Origin of the sequence: Pseudomonas sp. 22526 (assembly GCF_052044735.1) — a bacterium.
Taxonomy (GTDB): Bacteria; Pseudomonadota; Gammaproteobacteria; order Pseudomonadales; family Pseudomonadaceae; genus Aquipseudomonas; species Aquipseudomonas piscium.
The window spans coordinates 51146-75201 of sequence record NZ_JBQENK010000004.1; the positions used below are offsets into that span (position 1 = coordinate 51146).

Annotated in this window: 25 protein-coding genes; all 25 read left to right on the forward strand. The window is 63.1% G+C overall.

All coding sequences use genetic code 11. The annotated features are described in order from the left end of the window. Nucleotides 1-3 precede the first annotated feature (3 nt). The 25 genes from fliH (at nucleotide 4) to motD (ending at nucleotide 24029) form a co-directional block, all read left to right on the forward strand. Nucleotides 4-825 (forward strand): flagellar assembly protein FliH, encoded by an 822-nt coding sequence (gene fliH / locus ACTJKT_RS07105; RefSeq protein ID WP_226305037.1) that lies wholly within the window; start codon nucleotides 4-6, stop codon nucleotides 823-825. After that, nucleotides 815-2173: a flagellar protein export ATPase FliI gene (gene fliI, locus ACTJKT_RS07110; protein WP_440786623.1), complete on the forward strand. Its 1359-nt coding sequence runs from the start codon at nucleotides 815-817 to the stop codon at nucleotides 2171-2173. Before fliH ends, fliI begins: the two co-directional genes overlap by 11 nt. A 6-nt stretch (nucleotides 2174-2179) precedes the next feature. Further along, on the forward strand, nucleotides 2180-2629 hold the full coding sequence (gene fliJ / locus ACTJKT_RS07115; RefSeq protein WP_025805197.1) for a flagellar export protein FliJ: 450 nt from the start codon (nucleotides 2180-2182) through the stop codon (nucleotides 2627-2629). 120 nt (nucleotides 2630-2749) lie between these two features. Beyond that, nucleotides 2750-3055, forward strand: a complete 306-nt coding sequence (locus ACTJKT_RS07120; RefSeq protein WP_440786624.1) for an STAS domain-containing protein — start codon at nucleotides 2750-2752, stop codon at nucleotides 3053-3055. A gap of 5 nt (nucleotides 3056-3060) precedes the next feature. Then, a complete protein-coding gene (locus ACTJKT_RS07125) occupies nucleotides 3061-4767 on the forward strand; it encodes an ATP-binding SpoIIE family protein phosphatase (protein WP_440786625.1) in 1707 nt (568 codons plus the stop codon). A gap of 30 nt (nucleotides 4768-4797) precedes the next feature. After that, entirely contained in the window at nucleotides 4798-5142 is a 345-nt protein-coding gene (locus ACTJKT_RS07130) for an Hpt domain-containing protein (RefSeq protein WP_025805201.1), read from the forward strand. A 110-nt stretch (nucleotides 5143-5252) separates the two neighbouring features. Continuing rightward, complete coding sequence (locus tag ACTJKT_RS07135) at nucleotides 5253-6617, forward strand: flagellar hook-length control protein FliK (protein ID WP_440786626.1); 1365 nt, start codon at nucleotides 5253-5255, stop codon at nucleotides 6615-6617. A gap of 167 nt (nucleotides 6618-6784) precedes the next feature. After that, nucleotides 6785-7288 (forward strand): flagellar basal body-associated protein FliL, encoded by a 504-nt coding sequence (gene fliL / locus ACTJKT_RS07140; protein WP_007922529.1) that lies wholly within the window; start codon nucleotides 6785-6787, stop codon nucleotides 7286-7288. A gap of 9 nt (nucleotides 7289-7297) precedes the next feature. Continuing rightward, nucleotides 7298-8266: a flagellar motor switch protein FliM gene (gene fliM, locus ACTJKT_RS07145; protein ID WP_009042741.1), complete on the forward strand. Its 969-nt coding sequence runs from the start codon at nucleotides 7298-7300 to the stop codon at nucleotides 8264-8266. Between the two features lie 54 nt (nucleotides 8267-8320). Beyond that, complete coding sequence (fliN, locus tag ACTJKT_RS07150; protein ID WP_023968318.1) at nucleotides 8321-8788, forward strand: flagellar motor switch protein FliN; 468 nt, start codon at nucleotides 8321-8323, stop codon at nucleotides 8786-8788. Continuing rightward, nucleotides 8789-9226, forward strand: a complete 438-nt coding sequence (gene fliO, locus ACTJKT_RS07155) for a flagellar biosynthetic protein FliO (protein WP_440786627.1) — start codon at nucleotides 8789-8791, stop codon at nucleotides 9224-9226. Beyond that, entirely contained in the window at nucleotides 9226-9975 is a 750-nt protein-coding gene (fliP, locus tag ACTJKT_RS07160; RefSeq protein WP_025805207.1) for a flagellar type III secretion system pore protein FliP, read from the forward strand. The genes fliO and fliP overlap by 1 nt, the downstream gene beginning before the upstream one ends. A gap of 24 nt (nucleotides 9976-9999) precedes the next feature. Next, nucleotides 10000-10269: a flagellar biosynthesis protein FliQ gene (gene fliQ / locus ACTJKT_RS07165; protein WP_003184009.1), complete on the forward strand. Its 270-nt coding sequence runs from the start codon at nucleotides 10000-10002 to the stop codon at nucleotides 10267-10269. A gap of 3 nt (nucleotides 10270-10272) precedes the next feature. After that, nucleotides 10273-11055 (forward strand): flagellar biosynthetic protein FliR, encoded by a 783-nt coding sequence (gene fliR, locus ACTJKT_RS07170; protein ID WP_025805208.1) that lies wholly within the window; start codon nucleotides 10273-10275, stop codon nucleotides 11053-11055. Nucleotides 11056-11058: 3 nt separating this feature from the next. After that, on the forward strand, nucleotides 11059-12195 hold the full coding sequence (gene flhB, locus ACTJKT_RS07175; RefSeq protein ID WP_106696793.1) for a flagellar biosynthesis protein FlhB: 1137 nt from the start codon (nucleotides 11059-11061) through the stop codon (nucleotides 12193-12195). A 236-nt stretch (nucleotides 12196-12431) separates the two neighbouring features. Further along, nucleotides 12432-14561: a flagellar biosynthesis protein FlhA gene (gene flhA / locus ACTJKT_RS07180; RefSeq protein WP_440786628.1), complete on the forward strand. Its 2130-nt coding sequence runs from the start codon at nucleotides 12432-12434 to the stop codon at nucleotides 14559-14561. Between the two features lie 11 nt (nucleotides 14562-14572). Then, entirely contained in the window at nucleotides 14573-15889 is a 1317-nt protein-coding gene (gene flhF, locus ACTJKT_RS07185) for a flagellar biosynthesis protein FlhF (RefSeq protein WP_025805212.1), read from the forward strand. Nucleotides 15890-16007: 118 nt separating this feature from the next. Further along, nucleotides 16008-16838: a flagellar synthesis regulator FleN gene (gene fleN / locus ACTJKT_RS07190; protein WP_007922506.1), complete on the forward strand. Its 831-nt coding sequence runs from the start codon at nucleotides 16008-16010 to the stop codon at nucleotides 16836-16838. Beyond that, entirely contained in the window at nucleotides 16835-17575 is a 741-nt protein-coding gene (gene fliA / locus ACTJKT_RS07195; protein ID WP_007922505.1) for an RNA polymerase sigma factor FliA, read from the forward strand. The genes fleN and fliA overlap by 4 nt, the downstream gene beginning before the upstream one ends. Nucleotides 17576-17735: 160 nt before the next feature. Beyond that, nucleotides 17736-18107 carry a chemotaxis response regulator CheY gene (locus tag ACTJKT_RS07200; RefSeq protein WP_003183998.1) on the forward strand — a complete coding sequence of 124 codons (372 nt, stop codon included), beginning with the start codon at nucleotides 17736-17738 and terminating at the stop codon, nucleotides 18105-18107. A 30-nt stretch (nucleotides 18108-18137) separates the two neighbouring features. Next, nucleotides 18138-18926 (forward strand): protein phosphatase CheZ, encoded by a 789-nt coding sequence (locus tag ACTJKT_RS07205; protein ID WP_009042749.1) that lies wholly within the window; start codon nucleotides 18138-18140, stop codon nucleotides 18924-18926. Nucleotides 18927-18938: 12 nt separating this feature from the next. After that, a complete protein-coding gene (locus tag ACTJKT_RS07210) occupies nucleotides 18939-21218 on the forward strand; it encodes a chemotaxis protein CheA (RefSeq protein ID WP_440786629.1) in 2280 nt (759 codons plus the stop codon). Nucleotides 21219-21267: 49 nt separating this feature from the next. Beyond that, complete coding sequence (locus ACTJKT_RS07215) at nucleotides 21268-22389, forward strand: protein-glutamate methylesterase/protein-glutamine glutaminase (RefSeq protein WP_440786630.1); 1122 nt, start codon at nucleotides 21268-21270, stop codon at nucleotides 22387-22389. Next, nucleotides 22389-23129, forward strand: a complete 741-nt coding sequence (locus ACTJKT_RS07220; protein ID WP_440786631.1) for a flagellar motor protein — start codon at nucleotides 22389-22391, stop codon at nucleotides 23127-23129. Before ACTJKT_RS07215 ends, ACTJKT_RS07220 begins: the two co-directional genes overlap by 1 nt. 15 nt (nucleotides 23130-23144) lie before the next feature. Continuing rightward, nucleotides 23145-24029: a flagellar motor protein MotD gene (gene motD, locus ACTJKT_RS07225; RefSeq protein ID WP_025805218.1), complete on the forward strand. Its 885-nt coding sequence runs from the start codon at nucleotides 23145-23147 to the stop codon at nucleotides 24027-24029. Nucleotides 24030-24056: the final 27 nt, after the last annotated feature.

A 24056-nucleotide genomic window follows, 5' to 3' on the forward strand; every position in this document is an offset into this window, starting at 1 on the left:
GTTATGTCGTCCAGCAGTGATGAATCCCACAGCGACCTGATTCGCGCTCGGGACGTCGGTGGTTTCGACGTCTGGGCGCTGCCCAGTTTCGACCCCCATGTCCCCGAGCCCGAGCCGGAACCGGTTGAAGAACCGCCGGCGGAGATCGAGGAAGTGCCGCTGGAAGAAGTCCAGCCACTGACCCTCGAAGAGCTCGAGAGCATTCGCCAGGAAGCCTATAACGAAGGCTTCGCCACGGGCGAAAAGGAAGGTTTCCACAGCACCACGCTGAAGGTCCGCCAGGAAGCCGAAGTGGCCCTGAGCGCCAAGCTGGCAGCCCTGGAAACGCTGATGGGCAATCTGTTCGAGCCGATCGCCGAGCAGGACACGCAGATTGAAAAAGCCCTGGTCAACCTGGTGCAGCACATGACGCGCCAGGTGATCCAGCGCGAGCTGGCCATCGACTCCAGCCAGATCGAGCATGTCATGCGCGAAGCCCTCAAGCTGTTGCCGCTGGGCGTGGGCAATGTGCGCCTGTACATCAATCCGCAGGACTTCGCCCAGGTCAAAAGCCTGCGCGAGCGCCATGAGGAAAGCTGGCGCATCGTCGAGGACGAAGCCATGCTGCCGGGCGGTTGCCGGGTCGAGACCGAGCACAGCCGTATCGACGCGACCATGGAAACCCGGATCGCCAAGATCATGGACAAACTGTCCGACCAGCTTCACGAACAGGCTTTGCATCCCGCCGAATCGGACCTGAGCGTCGAGCTGGGGGCTGCCACGGGCAAGCCCGCCGCGGATGTCGACCCTGTCGACCTCGCCCAGGACCCCGCCGATGCGCCTTGACCGCACCAGCTTCGGCAAGCGCCTGAGCAGCTACGCCGAAGCCACCGAACTGCCGAACCAGCCGATTCTCGAAGGCCGCCTGCTGCGCATGGTCGGCCTGACCCTGGAGGCCGAAGGCCTGCGGGCGGCCATGGGCACGCGCTGCATGGTGATCAACGACGACAGCTATCACCCGGTGCAGGTCGAGGCCGAGGTGATGGGCTTTTCCGGCAGCAAGGTGTTCCTGATGCCGGTCGGCAGCGTCGCTGGCATCGCGCCCGGCGCTCGGGTCGTGCCGCTGGCCCATACCGGTCGCCTGCCGATGGGCATGAGCATGCTCGGCCGGGTCCTCGACGGCGCTGGCCGTGCGCTGGACGGCAAGGGTGGAATGAAGGCCGAGGACTGGGTGCCGATGGACGGGCCGACCATCAACCCGCTCAAGCGCGACCCCATCAGCCGGCCGCTGGACGTGGGCATTCGCTGCATCAACGGATTATTGACGGTGGGTCGCGGTCAGCGTCTCGGCCTGTTCGCCGGTACCGGCGTGGGCAAGAGTGTGCTGCTGGGCATGATGACCCGCTTTACCGAGGCCGACATCATCGTGGTCGGGCTGATCGGTGAGCGGGGCCGTGAAGTTAAAGAATTCATCGAGCACATCCTCGGTGAAGAGGGGCTCAAGCGCTCCGTGGTGGTGGCGTCGCCGGCGGACGATGCGCCGCTGATGCGCATGCGTGCGGCCATGTATTGCACGCGTATCGCCGAATATTTTCGCGACAAGGGCAAGAACGTCCTGTTGCTGATGGATTCCCTGACCCGTTTCGCCCAGGCCCAGCGGGAAATCGCCCTGGCCATCGGCGAGCCGCCCGCGACCAAGGGTTATCCGCCGTCGGTATTCGCCAAGCTGCCGAAGCTGGTGGAGCGCGCGGGCAACGCCGAGGCCGGTGGCGGCTCGATCACTGCGTTCTACACCGTGCTGTCCGAAGGCGACGACCAGCAGGACCCGATCGCCGACTCGGCCCGTGGTGTGCTCGACGGGCACATCGTGCTGTCGCGGCGCCTGGCGGAAGAGGGGCATTACCCGGCCATCGATATCGAGGCGTCCATCAGCCGGGTCATGCCGGCGGTGGTGACCCCGGAGCACATGACCCGCGCCCAGTATTTCAAGCAGCTGTGGTCGCGTTACCAGCAGGCGCGCGACCTGATCAGCGTCGGTGCCTATGTACCGGGCGGCGATCGCGAAACCGACGCCGCCATCTCGCTGCAGCCGTCGATGGTCGCCTACCTGCGCCAGGGGCTCAACGACAGCATCAGCCTGGGTGAAAGCGAAGCCCATCTGGAGATGGTTTTCGCTCCGGCGCCGGGCGGTTAATTCGCCATGGCCAACAGCCGTGCCGCGCGTCTGGCGCCCGTGGTCGAAATGGCCGAAAGCGCCGAGCGCACCGCCGCCCAGCGCCTGGGGCATTTCCAGGGCCAGGTGCGCCTGGCGGAAAGCAAGCTGGGCGACCTGGAACGCTTTCGTGGCGAATACCAGCAACAGTGGATCGAGCGGGGCAGCGGCGGGGTTTCCGGCCAATGGCTGATGAACTACCAGCACTTCCTCAATCAGCTGGAAACCGCCGTGGGGCAGCAGCGGCAAAGCCTGGCCTGGCACCAGAACAACCTCAACCGCGCCCGGGAAACCTGGCAGCAGGCCTATGCCCGGGTCGAGGGCTTGCGCAAACTGGTGCAGCGCTACATCGATGAAGCCCGCCAACTGGAAGACAAGCGCGAGCAGAAGCTGCTCGATGAGCTGTCCCAGCGCCTGCCGCGCCAGGATCCGTACTGAATCGCCATCCCGTTCGTCGCCGCCAGGCGCTCGTCAGCGACGCTTCGGCGGTTCGGGTTGCCCATGTCTGTACGGGGTGCTAAACCTTGTACAGATTGCCAATCACAAGGAAGCGGTATCATGTCAGTCGTTACTGAAGTTTCACCGGACGGGCAAAAACTGACGATTTCGATCAAGGGACGTTTCGATTTTGGCCGGCATCAAGAGTTTCGCGAGTCCTACGAGCACCTCAACAGAAGACCCGACTCCATAGTGGTGGACCTGAAAGACGCCACCTACCTCGACAGTTCCGCCCTGGGCATGCTGCTGTTGCTGCGCGATCACGCCGGCGGCGACGAATCCGACGTGCGAGTGATCAACAGCAACTCGGACGTGCGCAAGATTCTCGCCATTTCCAATTTCGACAAGCTGTTCGACATCAGTTGATCGACATGCAGTCGATCGAGGCACCTCTGTGCGTGCTGATCGCCGAGGACGGCACGAGCGACCGCATGTTGCTGTCGAGCATCGTCCGGCGCCAGGGGCACGAGGTGCTGACGGCGAGTAACGGCGCCGAGGCGGTGGAGCTGTTCGTCCAGCAGCGCCCGCACCTGGTGTTGATGGACGCGATGATGCCGGTGATGGACGGTTTCGAGGCCGCCCGGCAGATCAAGCGCCTGGCTGGCGAGGCGCTGGTGCCGATCATTTTCCTGACCTCGCTCACCCAGAGCGAGGCGCTGGCGCGCTGTCTGGAAGCCGGCGGCGACGATTTTCTGGCAAAACCCTACAGCCCGGTGATCCTGGCCGCCAAGATCAAGGCCATGGATCGCTTGCGGCGCCTGCAGGAAACCGTGCTGCAGCAGCGCGACCAGATCACCCAGCACCATGACTACCTGCTCAACGAGCAGCGGGTGGCCAAGGCGGTGTTCGACAAGGTGGCGCATTCCGGATGTCTGAACGCGCCGAATATCCGCTACCTGCAGTCGCCGTACGCGCTGTTCAACGGCGATTTGCTGCTGGCTGCCTTTACCCCGACGGGCGATATGCATGTGCTGTTGGGGGATTTCACCGGCCACGGCTTGCCGGCGGCCGTGGGCGCGATGCCCCTGGCCGAGGTGTTTTACGGCATGACGGCCAAGGGTTACGGGCTGCCGGAAACCCTGCGCGAGATGAATGCCAAGCTCAAGCGCATCCTGCCGGTGGGCATGTTCTGTTGTGCGACGCTGCTGTGCCTGAGTTTCCAGCGGCGGGCGGTGGAGGTGTGGAACGGCGGCATGCCGGATGGCTACCTGCATCGCCTGGCAAGCGGAGAGCGGGTGCCGCTGGTGGCCCACCATTTGCCGCTGGGAGTGCTGGGTGCCGAGGCATTCGACGACCGCACCGAAGTCTTTCCCATGGCCCTGGGCGACCGGGTGTTCCTGTTGTCCGATGGGGTGATCGACACCTGCGACGTCAACGAGCAGTTGTTCGGTGTCGAGCGCCTGCAGCAGGTATTTGCTGCCAACCGTGAGCCGGACCTGTTGTTCGAGGAGATCCAGCGGGCCCTGAGCGAGTTTGGTGGCGATGCGCGGGACGATGTGAGCATGGTCGAGGTCAGCCTGTTCGAGGCCCGGCAGCTGACGCCGCCGGCGCTGGTGTACTCCGACAGCGGTCAGTCCTGTCCGCTGGACTGGTCGGTGAGTTTCGAGTATCGCGCCGCCACCCTCAAGCGCTTCAACCCTCTGCCTTACCTGCTGCAACTGCTGCTCGAAGTGCATGGCCTGCGGGCGCAGAGCGGGGCGCTCTACAGTGTGCTGGCCGAGTTGTATTCCAATGCCCTGGAGCACGGCGTATTGCGCCTGGACTCAAGTCTCAAGCGCGATGCCCAGGGGTTTTCCCGTTATTACCGGGAGCGCGCGGTACGCCTGGAAGCGTTGCAGGAGGGTTTTGTACGGGTGCACCTGCAGGTGGAGCCCCAGGGCGCCGGCGGTCGTTTGCTGATCCGGGTCGAGGACAGTGGCGGTGGTTTCGATGTCGGGCGGGTGATGGCGCGACCCGTCGATGGCGACCGCCTGTCCGGGCGCGGCGTCAGCCTGATCCGTCAGCTCAGCCAGCGTGCCAGCTGGTCTGACGATGGTCGTAGTGCCTGCGTGGAGTTTTCTTGGGAGCCTCTGGCATAATTCGCCGATTCTTGATCAAGGAGTGAACAAGTGGCTGAAATTCATCTGGATCACGAGGTGCTGAACGCATTGCAGGAAGTCATGGAGGATGAGTATCCGTTGTTGCTCGACACCTTCCTCTGCGACTCCGAAGAGCGTTTGCGCCAGTTGCACAAGGTCGACGACCCCCGTCAACTTGTCGCCACTGCCCACAGCTTCAAGGGCAGCAGCAGCAATATGGGAGCGATTCGCCTGGCCGAGCTCTGTCATCAGTTGGAGCAGCGTGCCCAGGACTCGTCGTTGCGCGGTATCGAGCAGCTGGTGGGCGAGATCGATGGCGAATTCGCCATTGTCCGGCAGTTGTGCGAGCAGGAGCGCCAGCGTTTTCACTGCTGAAAAACCGCCGCAACCCAGGCTTTTCCCCTCGAGCCAGCAAAGCTGGCTCGACCTTTGCAATCAAGTCTCCCAACTGTACCTACGATCCCAGTGCAGCGGAGACCGTTTTCATGCCCCTTACCCCGAACATGCTGCTTCAGGCTGCCTCCCAGGCCAAGACTCAAGCGGCTTCCGCCACCCCCCAGGCAAGTGCCGCCGAGCCCGGGGATAAAGGCGCAAGCTTTGCCCGGGTGTTCGCCAAGGAAGCGCTCGGCAAGCCGGTAGCGGCCGCCGACGGCCCCATCAAACCGGCTCGCGACAAGGGTGTCGAAGCCGCTGCCAAGGTGGATCCGGGCAAGGGCAAGACTGCCGTCCCCGAGCCGGCGGTTGCCGATAGCGGCAAAACCTTGCCTGCCGACAAGGCCGCTGCCAGTGACGACAATGTCGCCGATGACCAGGCCGCGAGCAGCGATCAGCCGCTGGCCGATGGCACGCCGGTCGACCCCACCCTGGATCCGGCGCTGATGCAGGCGGCCCAGCCGGTGCCATTGCCGGCGCCCGAGCCGGAAGTGGCGGCAACGCCTGTTCCGGCACAGCCGCAAGTGCAGCCGCAAACGCAGCCGGTTGCGCCGCTGGTGGCCAGTACCGTGGCGCCGGTGCCGGTCGACCCCGAATTCGATCCCGAAGCCGATCCGCTGGATGCGCTGCCGGCAGTGCGTCTGGCCATGGAGCAGGGCGGCCATGTCTCGGCTTCCAGCCAGGCGCCGAGCAAGGCGGCGCCGACTGTGACGACCGATGACGGGCCGACTTCGGCCCAGACCTTCGCCAGCGGCATGGCCAACATGCTGGACCTGCAGGTGGACAAGGACAGCACCGAGCAGGGCGGCGAAAAGGCCTTCAGCGGTCTGCTCGATGACGGTCTCAAGGACCTCAAGGGCGCTGCCAGCGACACCCGCGTCGATGATTTCGCCAACCGCCTGGCGGCCCTGACCCAGGCGGCCACGCCCAAGACCGCCAACGCCGTCCCGGTGAACCAGCCGCTGGCCATGCATCAGAGCGGCTGGACCGAGGAAGTGGTCAACCGGGTCATGTACCTGTCCAGCGTCAATCTGAAGTCGGCCGAGATCCAGTTGCAACCGGCCGAGCTGGGACGCCTGGACATTCGCGTGAACATGGTGCCGGACCAGCAGACCCAGGTGACCTTCATGAGTGCCCATGTCGGCGTGCGCGAGGCCCTCGAAGGGCAGATGCATCGCCTGCGCGACATGTTCCACCAGCAAGGCATGGGGCAGGTGGACGTCAACGTCTCCGACCAGTCGCGCAACTGGCAGGGTGGCCAGGAGCAGGCCCAGCAGGGGCAGCACCGCAGCAACGGCACCAGCGCCAGTGGCGGGCGCCTGGATGGCGGGGATGAGGAGTTGCCGCCGAGCGTCGCCGAAGTCGCCGCCAGCACCAGCACGGTCATCGGCACCAGCGCCGTCGACTATTACGCCTGACCCGCTCCAGGCGTCATTGAACAGAAGATCGCCAGTCGCGTGACACCGCGGCTGGCGATCTTTTGCTTTGCGCTTCCCTATCCCTTCGGTTCAGACAAATCTGGCATAACACTTGCTCTTGCCTTGCCGTGCGACTGTGAAAACCCGATTAGTGACGGATTATTGGCATGGCGAAGAGCGAAGCAGCAGAGAAAACCCCCGCCGGGAAAGGCAAACTCAAGCTTATCCTCTTGATTGTTCTGGCCTTGTTGCTGGCGATCGGTTTGTCCGTCGGGGCTACCTGGTACTTCATGCACAGCAGTGCCCAGAGCAAGCCTGCCGAGACGACCGAGGCGACCAGCAGCGTCAAGCCGGCGGCCATCTATGAGCCCATGGCGCCGGCCTTCGTGGCCAACTACACGCAGAACGGCCGCCAGCGCTACATGCAGGTGAGCATCACCCTGCTGGCGCGCAACCAGGCCGATCTGGACGCGCTGAAAGTGCATATGCCGGTGATCCGCAACAACCTGGTCATGCTGTTCTCCGGCCAGAGCTTCGACACCCTGGCGACTCCGGTCGGCCAGGAAATGCTGCGCCAGAAGGCCACCGCCAGCGTGCAGGAAGTGGCCCAGAAAGAGGTCGGCAAAGTGGTGGTCGAGCAGTTGCTCTTTACTAACTTCGTACTGCAGTAGGAACACGACATGGCCGTGCAGGACCTGCTGTCCCAGGATGAGATCGACGCGCTGCTGCATGGCGTCGATGACGGTCTGGTACAGACCGAACACGCCGCCGAGCCCGGCAGCGTCAAAAGCTACGACCTGACCAGCCAGGATCGCATCGTCCGCGGACGCATGCCGACCCTGGAGATGATCAACGAGCGTTTTGCCCGCTACACCCGTATCAGCATGTTCAACATGCTGCGCCGTTCGGCGGACGTGGCGGTGGGCGGCGTGCAGGTGATGAAGTTCGGCGAATACGTGCACTCGCTGTACGTGCCGACCAGCCTCAACCTGGTGAAGATCAAGCCGCTGCGCGGTACCGCGCTGTTCATCCTCGACGCCAAGCTGGTGTTCAAGCTGGTGGACAACTTCTTCGGCGGCGACGGTCGTCACGCCAAGATCGAAGGCCGTGAGTTCACCCCGACCGAATTGCGCGTGGTGCGCATGGTGCTGGAGCAGGCCTTCGTCGACCTGAAGGAAGCCTGGCAGGCGATCATGGAAGTCAACTTCGAGTACATCAACTCCGAAGTGAACCCGGCCATGGCCAACATCGTTGGCCCGAGCGAAGCGATCGTGGTCTCGACCTTCCATATCGAACTCGATGGCGGTGGCGGCGACCTGCACGTGACCATGCCGTACTCGATGATCGAGCCGGTGCGGGAAATGCTCGACGCCGGCTTCCAGTCGGACCTGGACGACCAGGACGAGCGCTGGAGCAAGGCCCTGCGCGAAGACGTGCTGGACGTGGATGTGCCCTTGAGCGCCACGGTGGCCCGCCGGCAGTTGCGCCTGCGCGACATCCTGCACATGCAGCCAGGGGATGTGATCCCGGTGGAGCTGCCTGAAGACATGATCATGCGCGCCAACGGCGTACCGGCGTTCAAGGTCAAGCTCGGTTCGCACAAGGGCAACCTGGCCCTGCAAGTGATCGAGCCGATCGAGCGCCGTTGAGCGGCGCTGTTATGAATTCGCTTTGTTAATGATTTTTTGCCCGCCGAGGACAACATGGCTGACGAACACGAAATGACTTCCGCAGAAGACCAGGCCCTGGCTGATGAGTGGGCGGCCGCCCTGCAGGAAACCGGCGATGCCGGACAAAACGATATCGACGCCTTGCTGGCAGCCGACGCGGCCAGCGCGCCGGCGTCCAATCGCCTGCCGATGGAAGAGTTCGGCAGTGTGCCGAAGAACAACGAGCCGGTGACCCTCGACGGGCCGAACCTGGACGTGATCCTGGACATCCCGGTATCGATCTCCATGGAGGTCGGCAGCACCGACATCAACATCCGCAACCTGCTGCAGCTCAACCAGGGTTCGGTGATCGAACTCGATCGCCTGGCTGGCGAGCCACTGGACGTGCTGGTCAACGGCACGCTGATCGCCCATGGCGAAGTGGTGGTGGTCAACGAGAAGTTCGGCATCCGCCTGACCGACGTGATCAGCCCGAGCGAACGCATCAAGAAGCTGCGCTAAGTGAGAAAGCTACTCGCGCTGTTCCTGGCCTGGCCGCTCTGGGCCCTGGCCGCCGAGCCGGTGGCCAGTACCGCCGCGCCAGTGGTTGGCAGCAGCGGCGTGGCCGGGCAGCTGGCCCAGCTGGTGCTGGGCCTGTTGCTGGTGGTGGGGCTGATCTTCTTCCTCGCCTGGCTGTTGCGCCGGGTGCAGCAGGCCGGACCGGCCGGCAAGGGGCAGGTCATCGAGCTGGTCGGCTCGCGGGCGCTTGGTCCGCGGGACCGGCTGATGCTGGTGCAGGTCGGCAACGAACAGATTCTGCTCGGCCTGACGCCGGGCACCATCACTGCGTTGCATGTGCTCAAGGAGCCGGTGCAGGTGCCGAGCACCGAGCAGGCGACTCCGGAGTTTGCCCAGCGTCTGATGGAGCTGCTGGGCAAGGATCAGAAGGATAAGAAGTAATGCCGTTGCGCCTCCTCTTGATGTTGGCCCTGATGCTGGCGGCGCCGCTGGCGCTGGCGGCCGACCCGTTGTCGATCCCGGCGATCACCCTCGGCACCAATGCCGAGGGCCAGCAGGAATACTCGGTCAGCCTGCAGATCCTGCTGATCATGACCGCGCTGAGCTTCATTCCGGCGTTCGTCATTCTGATGACCAGCTTCACCCGGATCATCATTGTGTTCTCGATCCTGCGCCAGGCCCTGGGCCTGCAGCAGACGCCGTCGAACCAGATCCTCACCGGCATGGCGCTGTTCCTGACGATGTTCATCATGGCCCCGGTGTTCGACCGGGTGAACCAGGATGCCCTGCAGCCGTACCTGGCGGAGAAACTCAACGCCCAGGACGCGGTGGCCAAGGCCCAGGTGCCGATCAAGGACTTCATGCTGGCCCAGACCCGCAGCAGCGATCTGGAGCTGTTCATGCGCCTGTCCAAGCGCACCGACATCGCGACGCCGGACCAGGCGCCGCTGACGATCCTGGTGCCGGCCTTTGTCACTTCGGAGCTGAAGACCGCGTTCCAGATCGGCTTCATGATCTTCATTCCGTTCCTGATCATCGACCTGGTGGTCGCCAGTGTGCTGATGGCCATGGGCATGATGATGCTGTCGCCGCTGATCATTTCCTTGCCGTTCAAGATCATGCTGTTCGTGCTGGTGGATGGCTGGGCCCTGATCATCGGCACCCTGGCGGGCAGTTTCGGTGGTGTTTAGAACCTTGTTGGCGGGTGACGCGCTATGACGCCTGAAGTCGCAGTAGACCTGTTTCGCGAAGCGCTCTGGCTGACCACCATGATGGTCGCCATCCTGGTGATCCCCAGCCTGCTGGTGGGCTTGCTGGTGGCGATGTTCCAGGCCGCCACCCAGATCAACGAACAGACCCTGAGCTTCCTGCCGCGCCTGCTGGTGATGCTGGTGACGCTGATTGTCGCCGGCCCCTGGCTGGTACAAACCTTCATGGAATACATCCTGCAGCTGTACGGCAGTATTCCGCAGTTGATCGGCTAAGCCATGTCTCTGCTGGCGCTTACCGATACGCAGATCAGCACCTGGGTCGCGACCTTCATGCTGCCGCTGTTCCGTATCGGCGCCGTGTTGATGACCATGCCGGTCTTCGGTACGACCCTGGTGCCGACCCGTATCCGCCTGTATTTCACCCTGGCCATCACTGTCGTGGTGGTGCCGGGCCTGCCGCCCATGCCGGCGGTCAATGCGCTGGACCTCAGCGGGCTGCTGCTGATTGCCGAGCAGATCATCATCGGCGCCTTGTTCGGCTTCTCCTTGCAGCTGTTCTTCCAGGCTTTCGTGATTGCCGGGCAGATCATTTCGACGCAGATGGGCATGGGCTTCGCGTCCATGGTCGACCCCACCAACGGCGTTTCGGCGGCGGTGATCGGGCAGTTCCTGACCATGCTGGTGACCTTGCTGTTTCTCGGCATGAACGGTCATCTGGTGGTCTTCGAGGTGCTGACCGAAAGCTTCACCACCTTGCCGGTGGGTAGTGCGCTGCTGGTCAACCACTTCTGGGACATCGCCGGCAAGCTTGGCTGGGTGCTGGGCGCCGCACTGTTGCTGGTACTGCCGGCGATCACCGCGTTGCTGGTGGTGAACATCGCTTTTGGCGTGATGACCCGCGCGGCGCCGCAACTGAACATTTTCTCCATCGGTTTCCCGCTGACCCTGGTGTTGGGCCTGGTGATTTTCTGGATCAGCCTGGGCGACATTCTCAACCAGTACCAACCGCTGGCCGTCGAGGCCCTGCAGTTGCTGCGCAACCTGGCACAGGCGCGTTGAACCATGGCTGAGAGCGAGAGCGGTCAGGACAAGACAGAAGACCCCACGGAGAAACGTAAAAAGGACTCCCGGGAAAAGGGCGAGATTGCCCGCTCCAAAGAGCTCAACACCCTGGCGATCACCATGATCGGAGCCGCTGGCCTGCTGATCTATGGCGCGGGGGTGGCGCAAGACCTGCTGGAAATCATGCGCCTGAATTTCTCCCTGCCGCGCGAGGTGCTGCTCAGCCCCGGCGCCATGGGCCTGTACCTGCTGCATTCGGGCAAGATCGCGATTATCGCCGCGATGCCGATCCTGCTGCCCCTGGTGCTGGCGGCACTCATCGGTCCTATCTCCTTGGGCGGCTGGCTGTTTTCAACCAAGAGCCTGGCGCCCAAGTTCAGTCGCATGAACCCGCTCAGCGGCATGAAGCGCATGGTGTCGCCGACCTCGCTGATCGAGCTGCTCAAGGCCTTCGCCAAGTTTGTGGTGATCCTGGTCGTGGCTTTGTCGGTGCTGCGCTCGGATATCGACGACCTGCTGCGGATCGCCCACGAGCCGCTGGAGCAGGCGATTATCCACAGTGTGCAGGTGGTGGCCTGGAGCACCTTGTGGATGGCCTGCGGGCTGATCCTGATCGCTGCGGTGGACGTGCCGGTGCAGCTGTACCAGAGCTACAAGAAGCTGCTGATGACCAAGCAGGAAGTGCGGGACGAGCACAAGGACCAGGAAGGGCGCCCGGAGGTCAAGCAGCGGATTCGCCAGGCCCAGCGCGAGATGTCGCAGCGGCGGATGATGGCGGCGATTCCCGAGGCGGACGTGGTCATCACCAACCCGACCCACTACGCCGTGGCGCTCAAGTACGACGCGGAGAAGGGCGGGGCGCCGGTGTTGCTGGCCAAGGGCAGCGATTTCCTGGCGCTGAAGATCCGCGAGATCGCCGTGGCCAACGAAGTGCTGTTGCTGGAGTCGCCGGCGCTGGCGCGTTCGATCTACTACTCCACCGAGCTGGAGCAGGAGATCCCGGCCGGGCTCTATCTGGCGGTGGCCCAGGTGCTGGCGTATGTCTATCAGATTCGCCAGCACCAGGCTGGCAAGGGCAAGCGTCCCGATCCGCTCAAGGACCTGCCGATTCCGCCGGATTTGCGGCGCGATTCCTGAGGTCGGCCTTGGCTGTGCCGAGGTTATCGCGAGCTAGCTCGCTCCTATAGATTGAGTGCGGATTCTGTAGGAGCGAGCTTGCTCGCGATGGCGCCGAAAGTGCCATTTATAGTGGATGATGGCGCAACGCCATAAATCAGTTTGGCTTCCAGGCCAAAGTTGGAAGGCTTCTTGCAATACCCGCCCTGCGCCGCCTCCAGGCGTCAAAAGTTTGCTTTAGGGAACGGGGAATACCGGTGGATCGCTCTCAGTTAATCAGCACGGCTCGCACTAACCTGACTGACCTCAGTCGGGGGAATCTGGGTGTGCCGCTGTTGCTGCTGGTCATGCTGGCCATGATGATGCTGCCGGTGCCGCCGTTCCTGCTGGACGTGTTCTTCACCTTCAACATCGCCCTGTCGATCGTCGTCCTGCTGGTCTGCGTGTATGCCCTGCGGCCGCTGGATTTCGCGGTATTCCCGACCATCCTGCTGGTGGCGACCCTGTTGCGCCTGGCGCTGAACGTGGCCTCCACGCGGGTGGTGATGCTTCACGGTCAGGACGGTCACGCCGCCGCCGGTAAAGTGATCCAGGCCTTCGGCGAGGTGGTGATCGGCGGTAACTACGTGGTCGGTATCGTGGTGTTCGCGATCCTGATGATCATCAACTTCGTGGTGGTGACCAAGGGTGCCGGGCGGATTTCCGAGGTGAGCGCGCGCTTCACCCTCGATGCGATGCCGGGCAAGCAGATGGCCATCGACGCCGACCTCAACGCCGGCCTGATCGATCAGTCCCAGGCCAAGGCGCGGCGCCAGGAAGTGGCCCAGGAAGCCGAGTTCTATGGCTCCATGGACGGTGCCAGCAAGTTCGTCCGCGGTGACGCCATCGCCGGCCTGCTGATCCTGTTCATCAACCTGATCGGCGGCATGGCGGTCGGTATCTTCCAGCACAACATGTCCTTCGGCGATGCCGGCCGGGTCTACGCCTTGCTGACCATCGGTGACGGTTTGGTGGCGCAACTGCCATCGCTGCTGCTGTCCACCGCGGCCGCGATCATGGTGACCCGTGCTTCCGGTTCCGAAGACATGGGCAAGCAGATCAACCGGCAGATGTTCGCCTCGCCCCGGGCCCTGGCCGTCGCCGCCGGCCTGATGGCGGTGATGGGGCTGGTGCCGGGCATGCCGCACTTTTCCTTCCTGAGCATGGCGGCCCTGGCGGCTGGCGCTGCCTACCTGTTCTGGAAGCGCCAGAACGTGGTCAAGGTCCAGGCGCTGGAAGAGGTCAAGCGCCAGCAGGAGCTGCTGCCTTCGCCGGCCCGCGCCATGGAAACCAAGGAACTGGGCTGGGATGACGTGACCCAGATCGACATGATCGGCCTGGAGGTCGGCTATCGCCTGATTCCCCTGGTGGACCGCAACCAGGGTGGGCAACTGCTGGCGCGGATCAAGGGCGTGCGCAAGAAGCTGTCCCAGGACCTGGGCTTCCTCATGCCCACCGTGCATATTCGCGACAACCTCGACCTGGCGCCCAGCGCTTACCGGCTGACGCTGATGGGGGTGATCCTGGCCGAGGCCGAGATCTATCCGGACCGCGAGCTGGCGATCAACCCGGGGCAGGTCTACGGCAGTCTCAACGGTATCACCGCCAAAGATCCGGCCTTCGGCCTGGAGGCGGTGTGGATCGAGATCAGCCAGCGCGCCCAGGCGCAATCGCTGGGCTACACCGTGGTCGATGCCAGCACCGTGGTCGCCACCCACCTCAACCAGATTCTGTACAAGCACTCCAGCGAGCTGATCGGTCACGAAGAAGTCCAGCAGCTCCTGCAACTGCTGGCCAAGGGCTCGCCGAAGCTGGCGGAAGAACTGGTGCCGGGCGTGCTCTCGTTGTCCCAGTTGCTCAAGGTGCTGCAGGCGCTGCTGGCCGAACAGGTGCCGGTGCGCGATATCCGCAGCATTGCCGAAGCCATCGCGAACAATGCCGCCAAGAGTCAAGATACTGCCGCTTTGGTGGCCGCGGTGCGCGTCGGATTGTCGCGCGCCATCGTGCAAAGCATTGTAGGGACTGAGTCTGAGCTGCCTGTGATCACCTTGGAGCCCAGGTTGGAACAGATTTTGCTCAATAGTCTGCAAAAGGCAGGACAAGGCTCGGAAGAGGGTGTTCTGTTGGAGCCAAGCATGGCTGAGAAGCTGCAGCGTTCGTTGATCGAAGCCGCGCAGCGCCAGGAAATGCAAGGTCAACCGGTGATTCTGCTGGTAGCCGGTCCGGTCCGCGCGATGCTCTCGCGGTTCGGGCGCCTGGCGGTCCCGGGCTTGCACGTGTTGGCTTACCAGGAAATCCCTGACAACAAGCAAGTGACCATCGTTGCGACAGTAGGGCCCAACGGCTGAGGTAGTGGGTTATGCAAGTTAAGCGTTTTTTCGCCGCCGATATGCGTCAGGCCATGAAGCTGGTTCGTGATGAGCTGGGCGCCGACGCCGCCATCATTGGCAATCGCCGCATCGCCGGCGGTGTCGAGCTGACGGCTGCCCTGGATTACAAGCTGTCGGCGCTGGCGCCCCGGGTGCCGAACATGGAGCTTGAGGACGAACTGCGCAAGACTCAGTCGCGCATCGTTACCGCCCAGGCCGAACTGAGCCTGCGTGGCGACGGCGATGCCAGCACCAGTCGCCAGCTGTTCGCCGGCCTGCCGCTGACCGCCGCCGAGCCGCTGATCGAACCTACGTTCAGCGAGCCCCAGCGCCCGGCTCCGGTGGCCGCCGCGCCAGCGGTCGATCAGCGGGCATTCGACTCGATGCGTTTTGAACTCAACGGCCTGCGCGAGCTGCTGGAAGTCCAGCTCGGCTCCCTGGCCTGGAGCCAGTTGCAAGGCAGCCGGCCCGAGCAGGCCAACCTCTGGCGGCGCCTGCAGCGTATCGGCCTGTCCGGTCCGCTGGCCCGCGACCTGCTGGCGCTGATCACTGAAATCGACGAACCCCGCCAGGCCTGGCGCATGCTCCTGGCCCACCTGGCGCGGATGATCGTGACCCCGGAAGTCGAGCCATTGGAGGAGGGCGGTGTGATCGCCATGGTCGGCCCCGCCGGCATGGGCAAGACCACCACCCTGGCCAAGCTGGCTGCCCGTTACGTACTCAAGTACGGCGCGCAGAACATCGCGCTGGTGAGCATGGACAGCTACCGCATCGGCGCCCAGGAACAGCTCAAGACTCTGGGGCGGATCCTCAACGTCTCGGTGACTCATGTCGACCCGGGCCAGTCCCTGGCGCAAGCCCTCGATCCGCTGCTGCGCAAGCGCGTGGTGCTGATCGACACCGCCGGCCTGCAAGCCAGCGACCCGGCCCTGCGCATGCAGCTGGAAAGCCTGGCCGGACGTGGGATCCGGGCAAAAAATTATCTGGTCTTGGCAACCACCAGCCAGAAACAGGTTCTAACCGCCGCGTACCACAGCTACAAGCGTTGCGGGCTGGCCGGCTGCATCCTGACTAAACTGGATGAAACCGCCAGCCTTGGTGAGGTGCTGAGCCTGGCGATCAGTCACGAACTCCCCGTTGCCTATCTGACCGATGGCCCGCGGATTCCGGACGATCTGCACTTGCCGCGCCGTCACCAGCTGGTCAGTCGTGCGGTGAGCGTGCAGATGCAGGAAGAACCCAGCGAAGAAGCCATGGCTGACATGTTCGCTGACCTCTACCACAACCCGACCAAGCGGGTTGGCTGAGGGAATCATGAAAAAATTGCAATGTACCTACATCGATGGTCTGCCAGGCATTGTTCCGTTGGTGAACGCGCAGCCAGTTATGTGGCCCCGTCTAAGTAAGACAAGGTAAAGAAAGAACATGGGCAGCATGCATCCCGTACAGGTGATCGCGGTGACCGGCGGCAAAGGTGGCGTCGGCAAGACTAACGTGTCAGTGAACTTGTCCCTGGCCCTAGCGGAGCTCGGCCGGCGCGTCATGCTGCTGGACGCCGACCTGGGTCTGGCTAACGTTGACGTGCTGTTGGGGCTGACCCCCAAACGGACCCTCGCCGACGTGATCGAAGGCCGCTGCGAGCTGCGCGATGTGCTGCTGCAGGGGCCGGGTGGAATCCGTATCGTGCCGGCCGCGTCCGGCACCCAGAGCATGGTTCATCTGAGCCCGGCGCAGCATGCCGGCCTGATCCAGGCATTCAGCGACATCGGCGACAACCTCGATGTACTGGTGATCGACACCGCTGCCGGTATCGGCGACTCGGTGGTCAGCTTCGTCCGCGCCGCCCAGGAAGTCTTGCTGGTGGTCTGCGACGAACCGACCTCGATCACCGACGCCTACGCGCTGATCAAGCTGCTCAACCGCGACTACGGCATGAACCGCTTCCGCGTGCTCGCCAACATGGCGCAGAGCCCGCAGGAAGGCCGCAACCTGTTCGCCAAGTTGACCAAGGTCACGGACCGCTTCCTGGACGTAGCCCTACAATACGTCGGCGCCGTGCCTTACGACGAATGCGTGCGCAAGGCCGTGCAAAAGCAGCGTGCGGTCTATGAGGCGTTTCCGCGTTCGAAGTGCGCGCTGGCGTTCAAGGCCATTGCGCAGAAAGTCGATACCTGGCCGTTGCCGGCCAACCCACGTGGACATCTGGAATTTTTCGTCGAGCGGCTAGTGCATCAGACAGCGGGACCGGTGCTATGAGCGCCAGCGGCTACAACCTTTACAAAAAGTCGGCACGTGACAGCCAGTACGAATTGATCGAGCGTTATGCGCCACTGGTCAAGCGTATTGCCTATCACTTGCTGGCGCGCCTGCCGGCCAGTGTCCAGGTCGAAGACCTGATCCAGGCCGGGATGATCGGTCTGCTCGAAGTGTCGACCAAGTACGACGCGAGCAAGGGCGCGAGTTTCGAGACGTACGCGGGTATCCGTATCCGTGGCGCGATGCTCGATGAGGTTCGTAAAGGTGACTGGGCGCCGCGTTCGGTACATCGCAATACCCGGATGGTGAGCGATGCCATTCGCGCAATTGAAGCTAAAACCGGTCGTGACGCTAAAGATCATGAAGTTGCGGCCGAACTTCAATTGAGTCTCGACGATTATTACGGGATTTTGAACGACACCTTGGGCAGTCGCCTGTTCAGCTTCGACGACCTGTTGCAGGACGGCGAGCATGAAGGGCTGCATGAGGATGGCGCGAGTGCTCATCTCGAGCCGTCGCGCGACCTGGAGGACGAACGTTTCCAGGCTGCGCTGGCGGACGCGATTGCCAATTTGCCGGAGCGTGAGCGACTGGTCTTGGCGCTGTACTACGACGAAGAGCTGAACCTCAAGGAAATCGGTGAGGTCCTGGGGGTCAGCGAATCGCGGGTCAGCCAGTTACACAGCCAGTGCGCGGCCCGTTTGCGGGGGCGTTTGGGGGAGTGGCGAGCGCGCTGACAGGCAGTGTGGGGGACACTGCGGACGAGACTGGCACGACGTTGCCGGTCTTGCGGTGTGTATTCCATGCAGTCGTTGAGTGCTCTGCCTGATTGATTGAATGGCGCGTTCAGGTGCTGGACGCGTTTAAGACTGCTTGGAGGTCGAATTGGACAAGAACATGAAAATCCTCATCGTTGATGACTTCTCAACGATGCGGCGGATCATAAAAAACCTGTTGCGTGACCTGGGGTTCACCAACACGGTCGAGGCTGACGATGGCACCACCGCCATTCCGGTCCTCAACAGCGGGAGCATCGACTTTCTGGTAACGGACTGGAACATGCCTGGCATGACCGGTATCGATCTGCTGCGCCATGTGCGCGCCGATGAAAAACTCAAGCACCTGCCGGTACTCATGGTGACCGCTGAAGCCAAGCGCGAACAGATCATCGAAGCTGCCCAGGCCGGCGTAAACGGCTATGTGGTCAAGCCCTTCACGGCCCAGGCGTTGAAAGAGAAGATCGAGAAGATCTTCGAACGCATCGGTTGAGATGTGGAACCATTCCGCCACGGGGGAGCTATGGAGCACAACGAATCTTCATTGGGCGATTTCGAATCGACCCTGAAAAAACACGCACTCGAACTGGTCGACAGCCTTGAAAAAGGCAAGTTCGGCGAAGCCGTGCAACTGATCCATGAGCTCAACCAGACCCGTGACCGCGGCCTGTACCAGGAAGTCGGCAAGCTCACCCGCGAGCTGCATAGCGCCATCGTCAATTTCCAGATTGACCCGCATATGCCGCAAGCCGAGGAAGTTTCACAGATCACGGATGCCACCGAGCGCCTGTCCTATGTGGTCAGGCTGACCGAGGCCGCGGCCAACCGCACCATGGACCTGGTCGAGAGCGCCACCCCGTTGGTCAATGGCCTGAGCAGCGAAGCCCAGGCCCTGAGCGCCGACTGGGGACGTTTCATGCGTCGCGAACTGGGCGCCGAAGAATTCCGCGACCTGGCCCGCCGGGTGGACGGGTTCCTGACCCGCAGCGAGCAAGAGACGCGCGCGGTATCGAGCAACCTCAACGACATTCTGCTGGCGCAGGACTACCAGGACCTGACCGGTCAGGTGATCAAGCGCGTGACCCAGTTGGTCACCGAAGTCGAGAGCAACCTGCTCAAACTGGTCCTGATGGCCAGCCAGGTCGATCGTTTTGCCGGCATCGAACATGACCGTGAATCGATCCTCGCTGAAAAAGATCCGCAAAAACATCTGGCCAAGGGTGAAGGTCCGCAGATTCATGCCGATAAACGTGAAGACGTTGTATCCGGTCAGGACGATGTCGACGATTTGCTTTCCAGCCTTGGATTCTAGGAGCACCCATACATGAGCTTCGGCGCCGATGAAGAAATCCTTCAGGATTTTCTGGTTGAGGCCGGCGAGATTCTAGAGCAACTGTCCGAACAACTGGTCGAGCTGGAAAGCCGACCGGACGATGCGGATCTGCTCAACGCAATTTTTCGCGGTTTTCACACTGTAAAAGGGGGCGCCGGCTTCCTCCAGCTCAACGAGCTGGTGGAGTGCTGCCACATCGCCGAAAACGTGTTCGACATCCTGCGCAAGGGTGAGCGCCGCGTCGACGCGGAACTGATGGACGTCGTGCTCGAAGCGCTGGACGCGGTGAACGGCATGTTCGGCCAGGTTCGCGAGCGTACCGAGATCACCGCCGCCACTCCGGAACTGCTGGCGGCCCTGGCCCGCCTGGCCGAGTCTGCGGGGGCCGAGGAGGTCGCCGCACCGGTGGCCGAGGTTGAAGCCGTTGCCGAGCCGGTCGCCGAATCGACCGAAAGCGAGTCCGGTGATATCACCGACAGCGAGTTCGAGCAGCTGCTCGATTCGCTCAATGCCGCCAAGGCCGAGGCCGAAGCCCCGGCTGCTGTTGCACCTGCTGCGCCTTTGGCCGGTGGTGAAGCGGCCAGCGACGAAATTACCGACGCCGAGTTCGAGTCGCTGCTCGATCAATTGCATGGCAAGGGCCAGTTCGCACCGGATGCGGTGGCACCTTCGGCCACGGCGCCCGCTGCGGAAAAAGCCGCGGCCAGCGACGAAATCACCGATGACGAATTCGAAGCACTGCTGGACCAGCTGCACGGCAAAGGCAACTTTGCGGTAGAAGCACTGGATTCCGCGGTGGCCGCGGCGGTGCCGCCGGCTGCGCCAAGCGCGGCCGCTGCCGGTAGCGACCTGATCACCGACCAGGAGTTCGAATCCCTGCTCGACGAGCTGCATGGCAAGGGCAAGTTCTCTGAAGTACCCGCTGCCGCAGCGACCGTGGGTAGCGCAACGGCTGTCACGGCCTCGGCGCCTGCCGCCGTCGCCAAGCCGGCGGTGAAGAAAGCCGAAGCCAAGGTCGAAGCGCCGAAACCGGCTGCAGCGGCTGCTCCGGCACCTGCTCGTGCCCCGGCTGCCGCCCCGGCGGAAAAGCCGGTCAGCGAAGCCGAAACCACCGTGCGGGTCGATACCGCGCGGCTGGACGAAATCATGAACATGGTCGGCGAGCTGGTGCTGGTGCGTAACCGCCTGGTGCGCCTGGGGCTCAACAGCGGCGACGAAGCCATGTCCAAGGCCGTGTCGAACCTCGACGTGGTCACGGCCGACTTGCAGACCGCGGTGATGAAGACCCGGATGCAGCCGATCAAGAAGGTCTTCGGACGCTTCCCGCGCCTGGTTCGCGACCTGGCCCGCCAGCTCAAGAAAGAGATCAACCTGGAGCTGGTCGGCGAAGAGACCGACCTCGACAAGAACCTCGTCGAGGCCCTGGCCGACCCGCTGGTGCACTTGGTGCGCAACGCCGTCGACCACGGTATCGAGTCGCCGGAAGAGCGCGAGGAAGCGGGCAAGTCCCGTGGCGGCAAGGTGGTGCTGGCGGCCGAGCAGGAAGGCGACCACATCCTGCTGTCGATCTCCGATGACGGCAAGGGCATGGACCCGAACGTCCTGCGCGCCATTGCGGTCAAGCGTGGGGTGATGGACAAGGATGCCGCCGATCGCCTGAGCGACACCGAGTGCTACAACCTGATCTTCGCCCCGGGTTTCTCGACCAAGACCGAGATCTCCGACGTGTCCGGCCGCGGTGTGGGCATGGACGTGGTGAAGACCAAGATTTCCCAGCTCAACGGTTCGATCAACATCTACTCGACCAAGGGCCAGGGTTCGAAGATCGTCATCAAGGTGCCGTTGACCCTGGCGATCATGCCGACCCTGATGGTGATGCTGGGCAACCAGGCGTTCGCCTTCCCGCTGGTCAACGTCAACGAGATCTTCCACCTGGACCTGTCGCGCACCAACGTGGTCGACGGCCAGGAGGTGGTGATCGTTCGCGACAAGGCGCTGCCACTGTTCTACCTCAAGCGCTGGCTGGTCAGTTCCGCCGCTCACGAAGAGCAGCGCGAAGGCCACGTGGTGATCCTTTCGGTTGGCACCCAGCGCATCGGCTTCGTCGTCGATCAACTGGTCGGCCAGGAAGAAGTCGTCATCAAGCCATTGGGCAAGATGCTCCAGGGAACTCCGGGGATGTCCGGCGCCACCATCACCGGTGACGGCCGCATCGCCCTGATTCTCGATGTTCCGAGCATGCTCAAGCGTTACGCCGCACGGCGTATTTGAATACCGGAGGGGCGGGGCCATTTGCCTTGCCCCGCCTAACGGAGTGTTTATGGCAGTCAAGGTCCTGGTGGTGGACGATTCGGGGTTCTTCCGCCGCCGCGTCTCGGAAATTCTTTCAGCGGATATCAATATCCAGGTCGTCGGTACCGCGACCAACGGTAAAGAGGCGATCGATCAGGCTCTGGCGCTCAAGCCGGACGTGATCACCATGGACTACGAGATGCCGATGATGGATGGCATCACGGCGGTGCGGCACATCATGCAGCGCTGCCCGACGCCGGTATTGATGTTCTCCTCGCTGACCCATGAAGGCGCCCGGGTGACCCTGGATGCGCTGGATGCCGGCGCGGTGGATTTCCTGCCGAAGAATTTCGAAGACATCTCGCGCAATCCCGAGAAGGTCAAGCAACTGCTGTGCGAGAAGGTCCACAGCATCTCGCGCAGTAACCGTCGTTTCAGCAGCTACAGTGCCCCGGCGCCACAACCGGCACCGACGCCTGCGCCATCGAGCACCAGCAGCTTCAGCAGCACGGTCCCGGCACGTCCGGCACCGGCGCCGGTTCCTGCCCGCACGACGGCCACTGGTTCGTCGGCGGCACCCAAGCGCAAGGCCTACAAACTGGTGGCCATCGGTACCTCCACCGGTGGTCCGGTGGCGCTGCAGCGGGTGTTGACCCAACTGCCGGCCAACTTCCCGGCGCCGATCGTGCTGATCCAGCACATGCCGGCGGCCTTCACCAAGGCGTTCGCCGAGCGCCTGGACAAGCTCTGCCGGATCAGCGTCAAGGAAGCCGAGGATGGCGACATCCTGCGTCCGGGCCTGGCGCTGCTGGCACCGGGTGGCAAGCAGATGATGGTCGACGGCCGTGGCGCGGTGAAAATCCTCCCGGGCGACGAGCGTCTGAACTACAAGCCGTGCGTGGACATCACCTTCGGTTCGGCGGCCAAGTCCTACGGCGACAAAGTTCTGGCGGTGGTCCTCACCGGCATGGGCGCCGACGGTCGCGAAGGCGCGCGCCTGCTCAAGCAGGGCGGCAGCGCGGTCTGGGCCCAGGATGAGGCGAGCTGCGTGATCTACGGGATGCCGATGGCGATCGTCAAGGCGGAGCTGGCGGATGCGGTGTACGGCCTGGACGACATCGGCAAGCATCTGGTCGAGGCTTGTCTCTGATGGATGTTCTAAGCCTCATCGGGATCATCATGGCGTTCGTCGCCATCATCGGTGGCAACTACCTGGAAGGCGGTCATCTGTCGGCCCTGGCCAATGGTCCGGCGGCGCTGATCGTGCTCGGCGGGACCATCGGTGCGGCATTGCTGCAGTCGCCGCTGAGCGCTTTCAAGCGGGCCATGCAGATCCTCGGCTGGATCCTGTTTCCACCGCGGGTCGACCTGGCCGGTGGCATCGATCGTGTCGTCAACTGGAGCCTGACCGCCCGCAAGGAAGGCCTGCTGGGCCTGGAAGGCGTGGCGGATGCCGAGCCTGACACCTATTCGCGCAAGGGCCTGCAACTGCTGGTGGACGGCGCCGAGCCGGAATCCATCCGCAGCATCCTGGAAGTGGATTTCTACACCCAGGAAAGCCGTGACATCGAAGCGGCCAAAGTCTTTGAAAGCATGGGCGGCTACGCGCCGACCATCGGTATCATCGGTGCGGTCATGGGCCTGATCCATGTCATGGGCAACCTGGCCGACCCGACGCAGCTGGGCAGCGGTATCGCCGTGGCCTTCGTCGCGACCATCTACGGTGTGGCCAGCGCCAACCTGGTGTTGCTGCCGATCGCCGCCAAGCTCAAGTCCATAGCCTTGCGGCAGTCGCGTTATCGCGAAATGTTGCTTGAAGGAATCCTGTCGATTGCCGAAGGTGAAAACCCTCGTTCCATTGAGTTGAAGCTGCAAGGCTTCATGGATTGATGGGGGTAATGGACTATGTCCCGTCGTCGCCGGCATGAAGAGCATGTCAACCATGAGCGTTGGCTGGTGTCCTACGCGGACTTCATCACCTTGCTGTTCGCTTTTTTCGTGGTCATGTACTCGATCTCCTCGATCAACGAGGGCAAGTACAAGGTCATTTCCGAAGCGCTGATCGGCGTGTTCACCGACTCGGATCGCGCCCTCAAGCCGATTCCCATCGGTGAGGAGCGGCCCCAGACCGTGACCCCGGCCAAGCCGCTGGTCAAGGACAGCGAGCAGACCGATGCCGGTATCGCCGGCGCCAGCGACCCGCTGAAAAGCATCGCCGACGATATCAGCGCGGCCTTTGGCGACCTGATCAGTTCCAACCAGATGACCGTGCGCGGCAACGAGCTGTGGGTCGAGATCGAACTCAACTCCAGCCTGTTGTTCGGCAGCGGCGATGCCATGCCCAGCGACTTGGCGTTCAACATCATCGACAAGGTGGCGGCAATCCTCAAACCCTTCGACAACCCGATTCACGTCGAGGGCTTTACCGACAACCAGCCGATCCAGACCGCGCAGTACCCGACCAACTGGGAGCTGTCGTCGGCCCGTTCGGCGAGCATCGTGCGGATGCTGTCGATGCAGGGGGTCAATCCGCAGCGCCTGGCGTCGGTCGGCTACGGCGAGTTCCAGCCGGTAGCCAATAACGCGACGGCCGATGGCCGTGCCCGCAACCGTCGGGTGGTGCTGGTGGTGTCGCGCAATCTCGATGTACGCCGCAGCCTGACAGGCACCGGCACCGCCCATGCAACACCGGATGCGGCATTGAAGCGGGCTGGCACACAAACTGCACCTACGCCAGTCAAGACGCCGGGACGCGAGAGTGCCGTCAATTCTCCGTCACCGGCTTTATAACTGGGTGCTATTTCTCGGTCGGCCCGT

Bases quoted from the DNA above. Each gene is read 5' to 3' on its own strand.
- fliH (WP_226305037.1), top strand. From the start codon at position 4: ATGTCGTCCAGCAGTGATGAATCCCACAGCGACCTGATTCGCGCTCGG.
- fliI (WP_440786623.1), top strand. From the start codon at position 815: ATGCGCCTTGACCGCACCAGCTTCGGCAAGCGCCTGAGCAGCTACGCC.
- fliJ (WP_025805197.1), top strand. From the start codon at position 2,180: ATGGCCAACAGCCGTGCCGCGCGTCTGGCGCCCGTGGTCGAAATGGCC.
- ACTJKT_RS07120 (WP_440786624.1), top strand. From the start codon at position 2,750: ATGTCAGTCGTTACTGAAGTTTCACCGGACGGGCAAAAACTGACGATT.
- ACTJKT_RS07125 (WP_440786625.1), top strand. From the start codon at position 3,061: ATGCAGTCGATCGAGGCACCTCTGTGCGTGCTGATCGCCGAGGACGGC.
- ACTJKT_RS07135 (WP_440786626.1), top strand. From the start codon at position 5,253: ATGCCCCTTACCCCGAACATGCTGCTTCAGGCTGCCTCCCAGGCCAAG.
- fliL (WP_007922529.1), top strand. From the start codon at position 6,785: ATGGCGAAGAGCGAAGCAGCAGAGAAAACCCCCGCCGGGAAAGGCAAA.
- fliM (WP_009042741.1), top strand. From the start codon at position 7,298: ATGGCCGTGCAGGACCTGCTGTCCCAGGATGAGATCGACGCGCTGCTG.
- fliN (WP_023968318.1), top strand. From the start codon at position 8,321: ATGGCTGACGAACACGAAATGACTTCCGCAGAAGACCAGGCCCTGGCT.
- fliP (WP_025805207.1), top strand. From the start codon at position 9,226: ATGCCGTTGCGCCTCCTCTTGATGTTGGCCCTGATGCTGGCGGCGCCG.
- fliQ (WP_003184009.1), top strand. From the start codon at position 10,000: ATGACGCCTGAAGTCGCAGTAGACCTGTTTCGCGAAGCGCTCTGGCTG.
- fliR (WP_025805208.1), top strand. From the start codon at position 10,273: ATGTCTCTGCTGGCGCTTACCGATACGCAGATCAGCACCTGGGTCGCG.
- flhB (WP_106696793.1), top strand. From the start codon at position 11,059: ATGGCTGAGAGCGAGAGCGGTCAGGACAAGACAGAAGACCCCACGGAG.
- flhF (WP_025805212.1), top strand. From the start codon at position 14,573: ATGCAAGTTAAGCGTTTTTTCGCCGCCGATATGCGTCAGGCCATGAAG.
- fleN (WP_007922506.1), top strand. From the start codon at position 16,008: ATGGGCAGCATGCATCCCGTACAGGTGATCGCGGTGACCGGCGGCAAA.
- fliA (WP_007922505.1), top strand. From the start codon at position 16,835: ATGAGCGCCAGCGGCTACAACCTTTACAAAAAGTCGGCACGTGACAGC.
- ACTJKT_RS07200 (WP_003183998.1), top strand. From the start codon at position 17,736: ATGAAAATCCTCATCGTTGATGACTTCTCAACGATGCGGCGGATCATA.
- ACTJKT_RS07205 (WP_009042749.1), top strand. From the start codon at position 18,138: ATGGAGCACAACGAATCTTCATTGGGCGATTTCGAATCGACCCTGAAA.
- ACTJKT_RS07210 (WP_440786629.1), top strand. From the start codon at position 18,939: ATGAGCTTCGGCGCCGATGAAGAAATCCTTCAGGATTTTCTGGTTGAG.
- ACTJKT_RS07215 (WP_440786630.1), top strand. From the start codon at position 21,268: ATGGCAGTCAAGGTCCTGGTGGTGGACGATTCGGGGTTCTTCCGCCGC.
- ACTJKT_RS07220 (WP_440786631.1), top strand. From the start codon at position 22,389: ATGGATGTTCTAAGCCTCATCGGGATCATCATGGCGTTCGTCGCCATC.
- motD (WP_025805218.1), top strand. From the start codon at position 23,145: ATGTCCCGTCGTCGCCGGCATGAAGAGCATGTCAACCATGAGCGTTGG.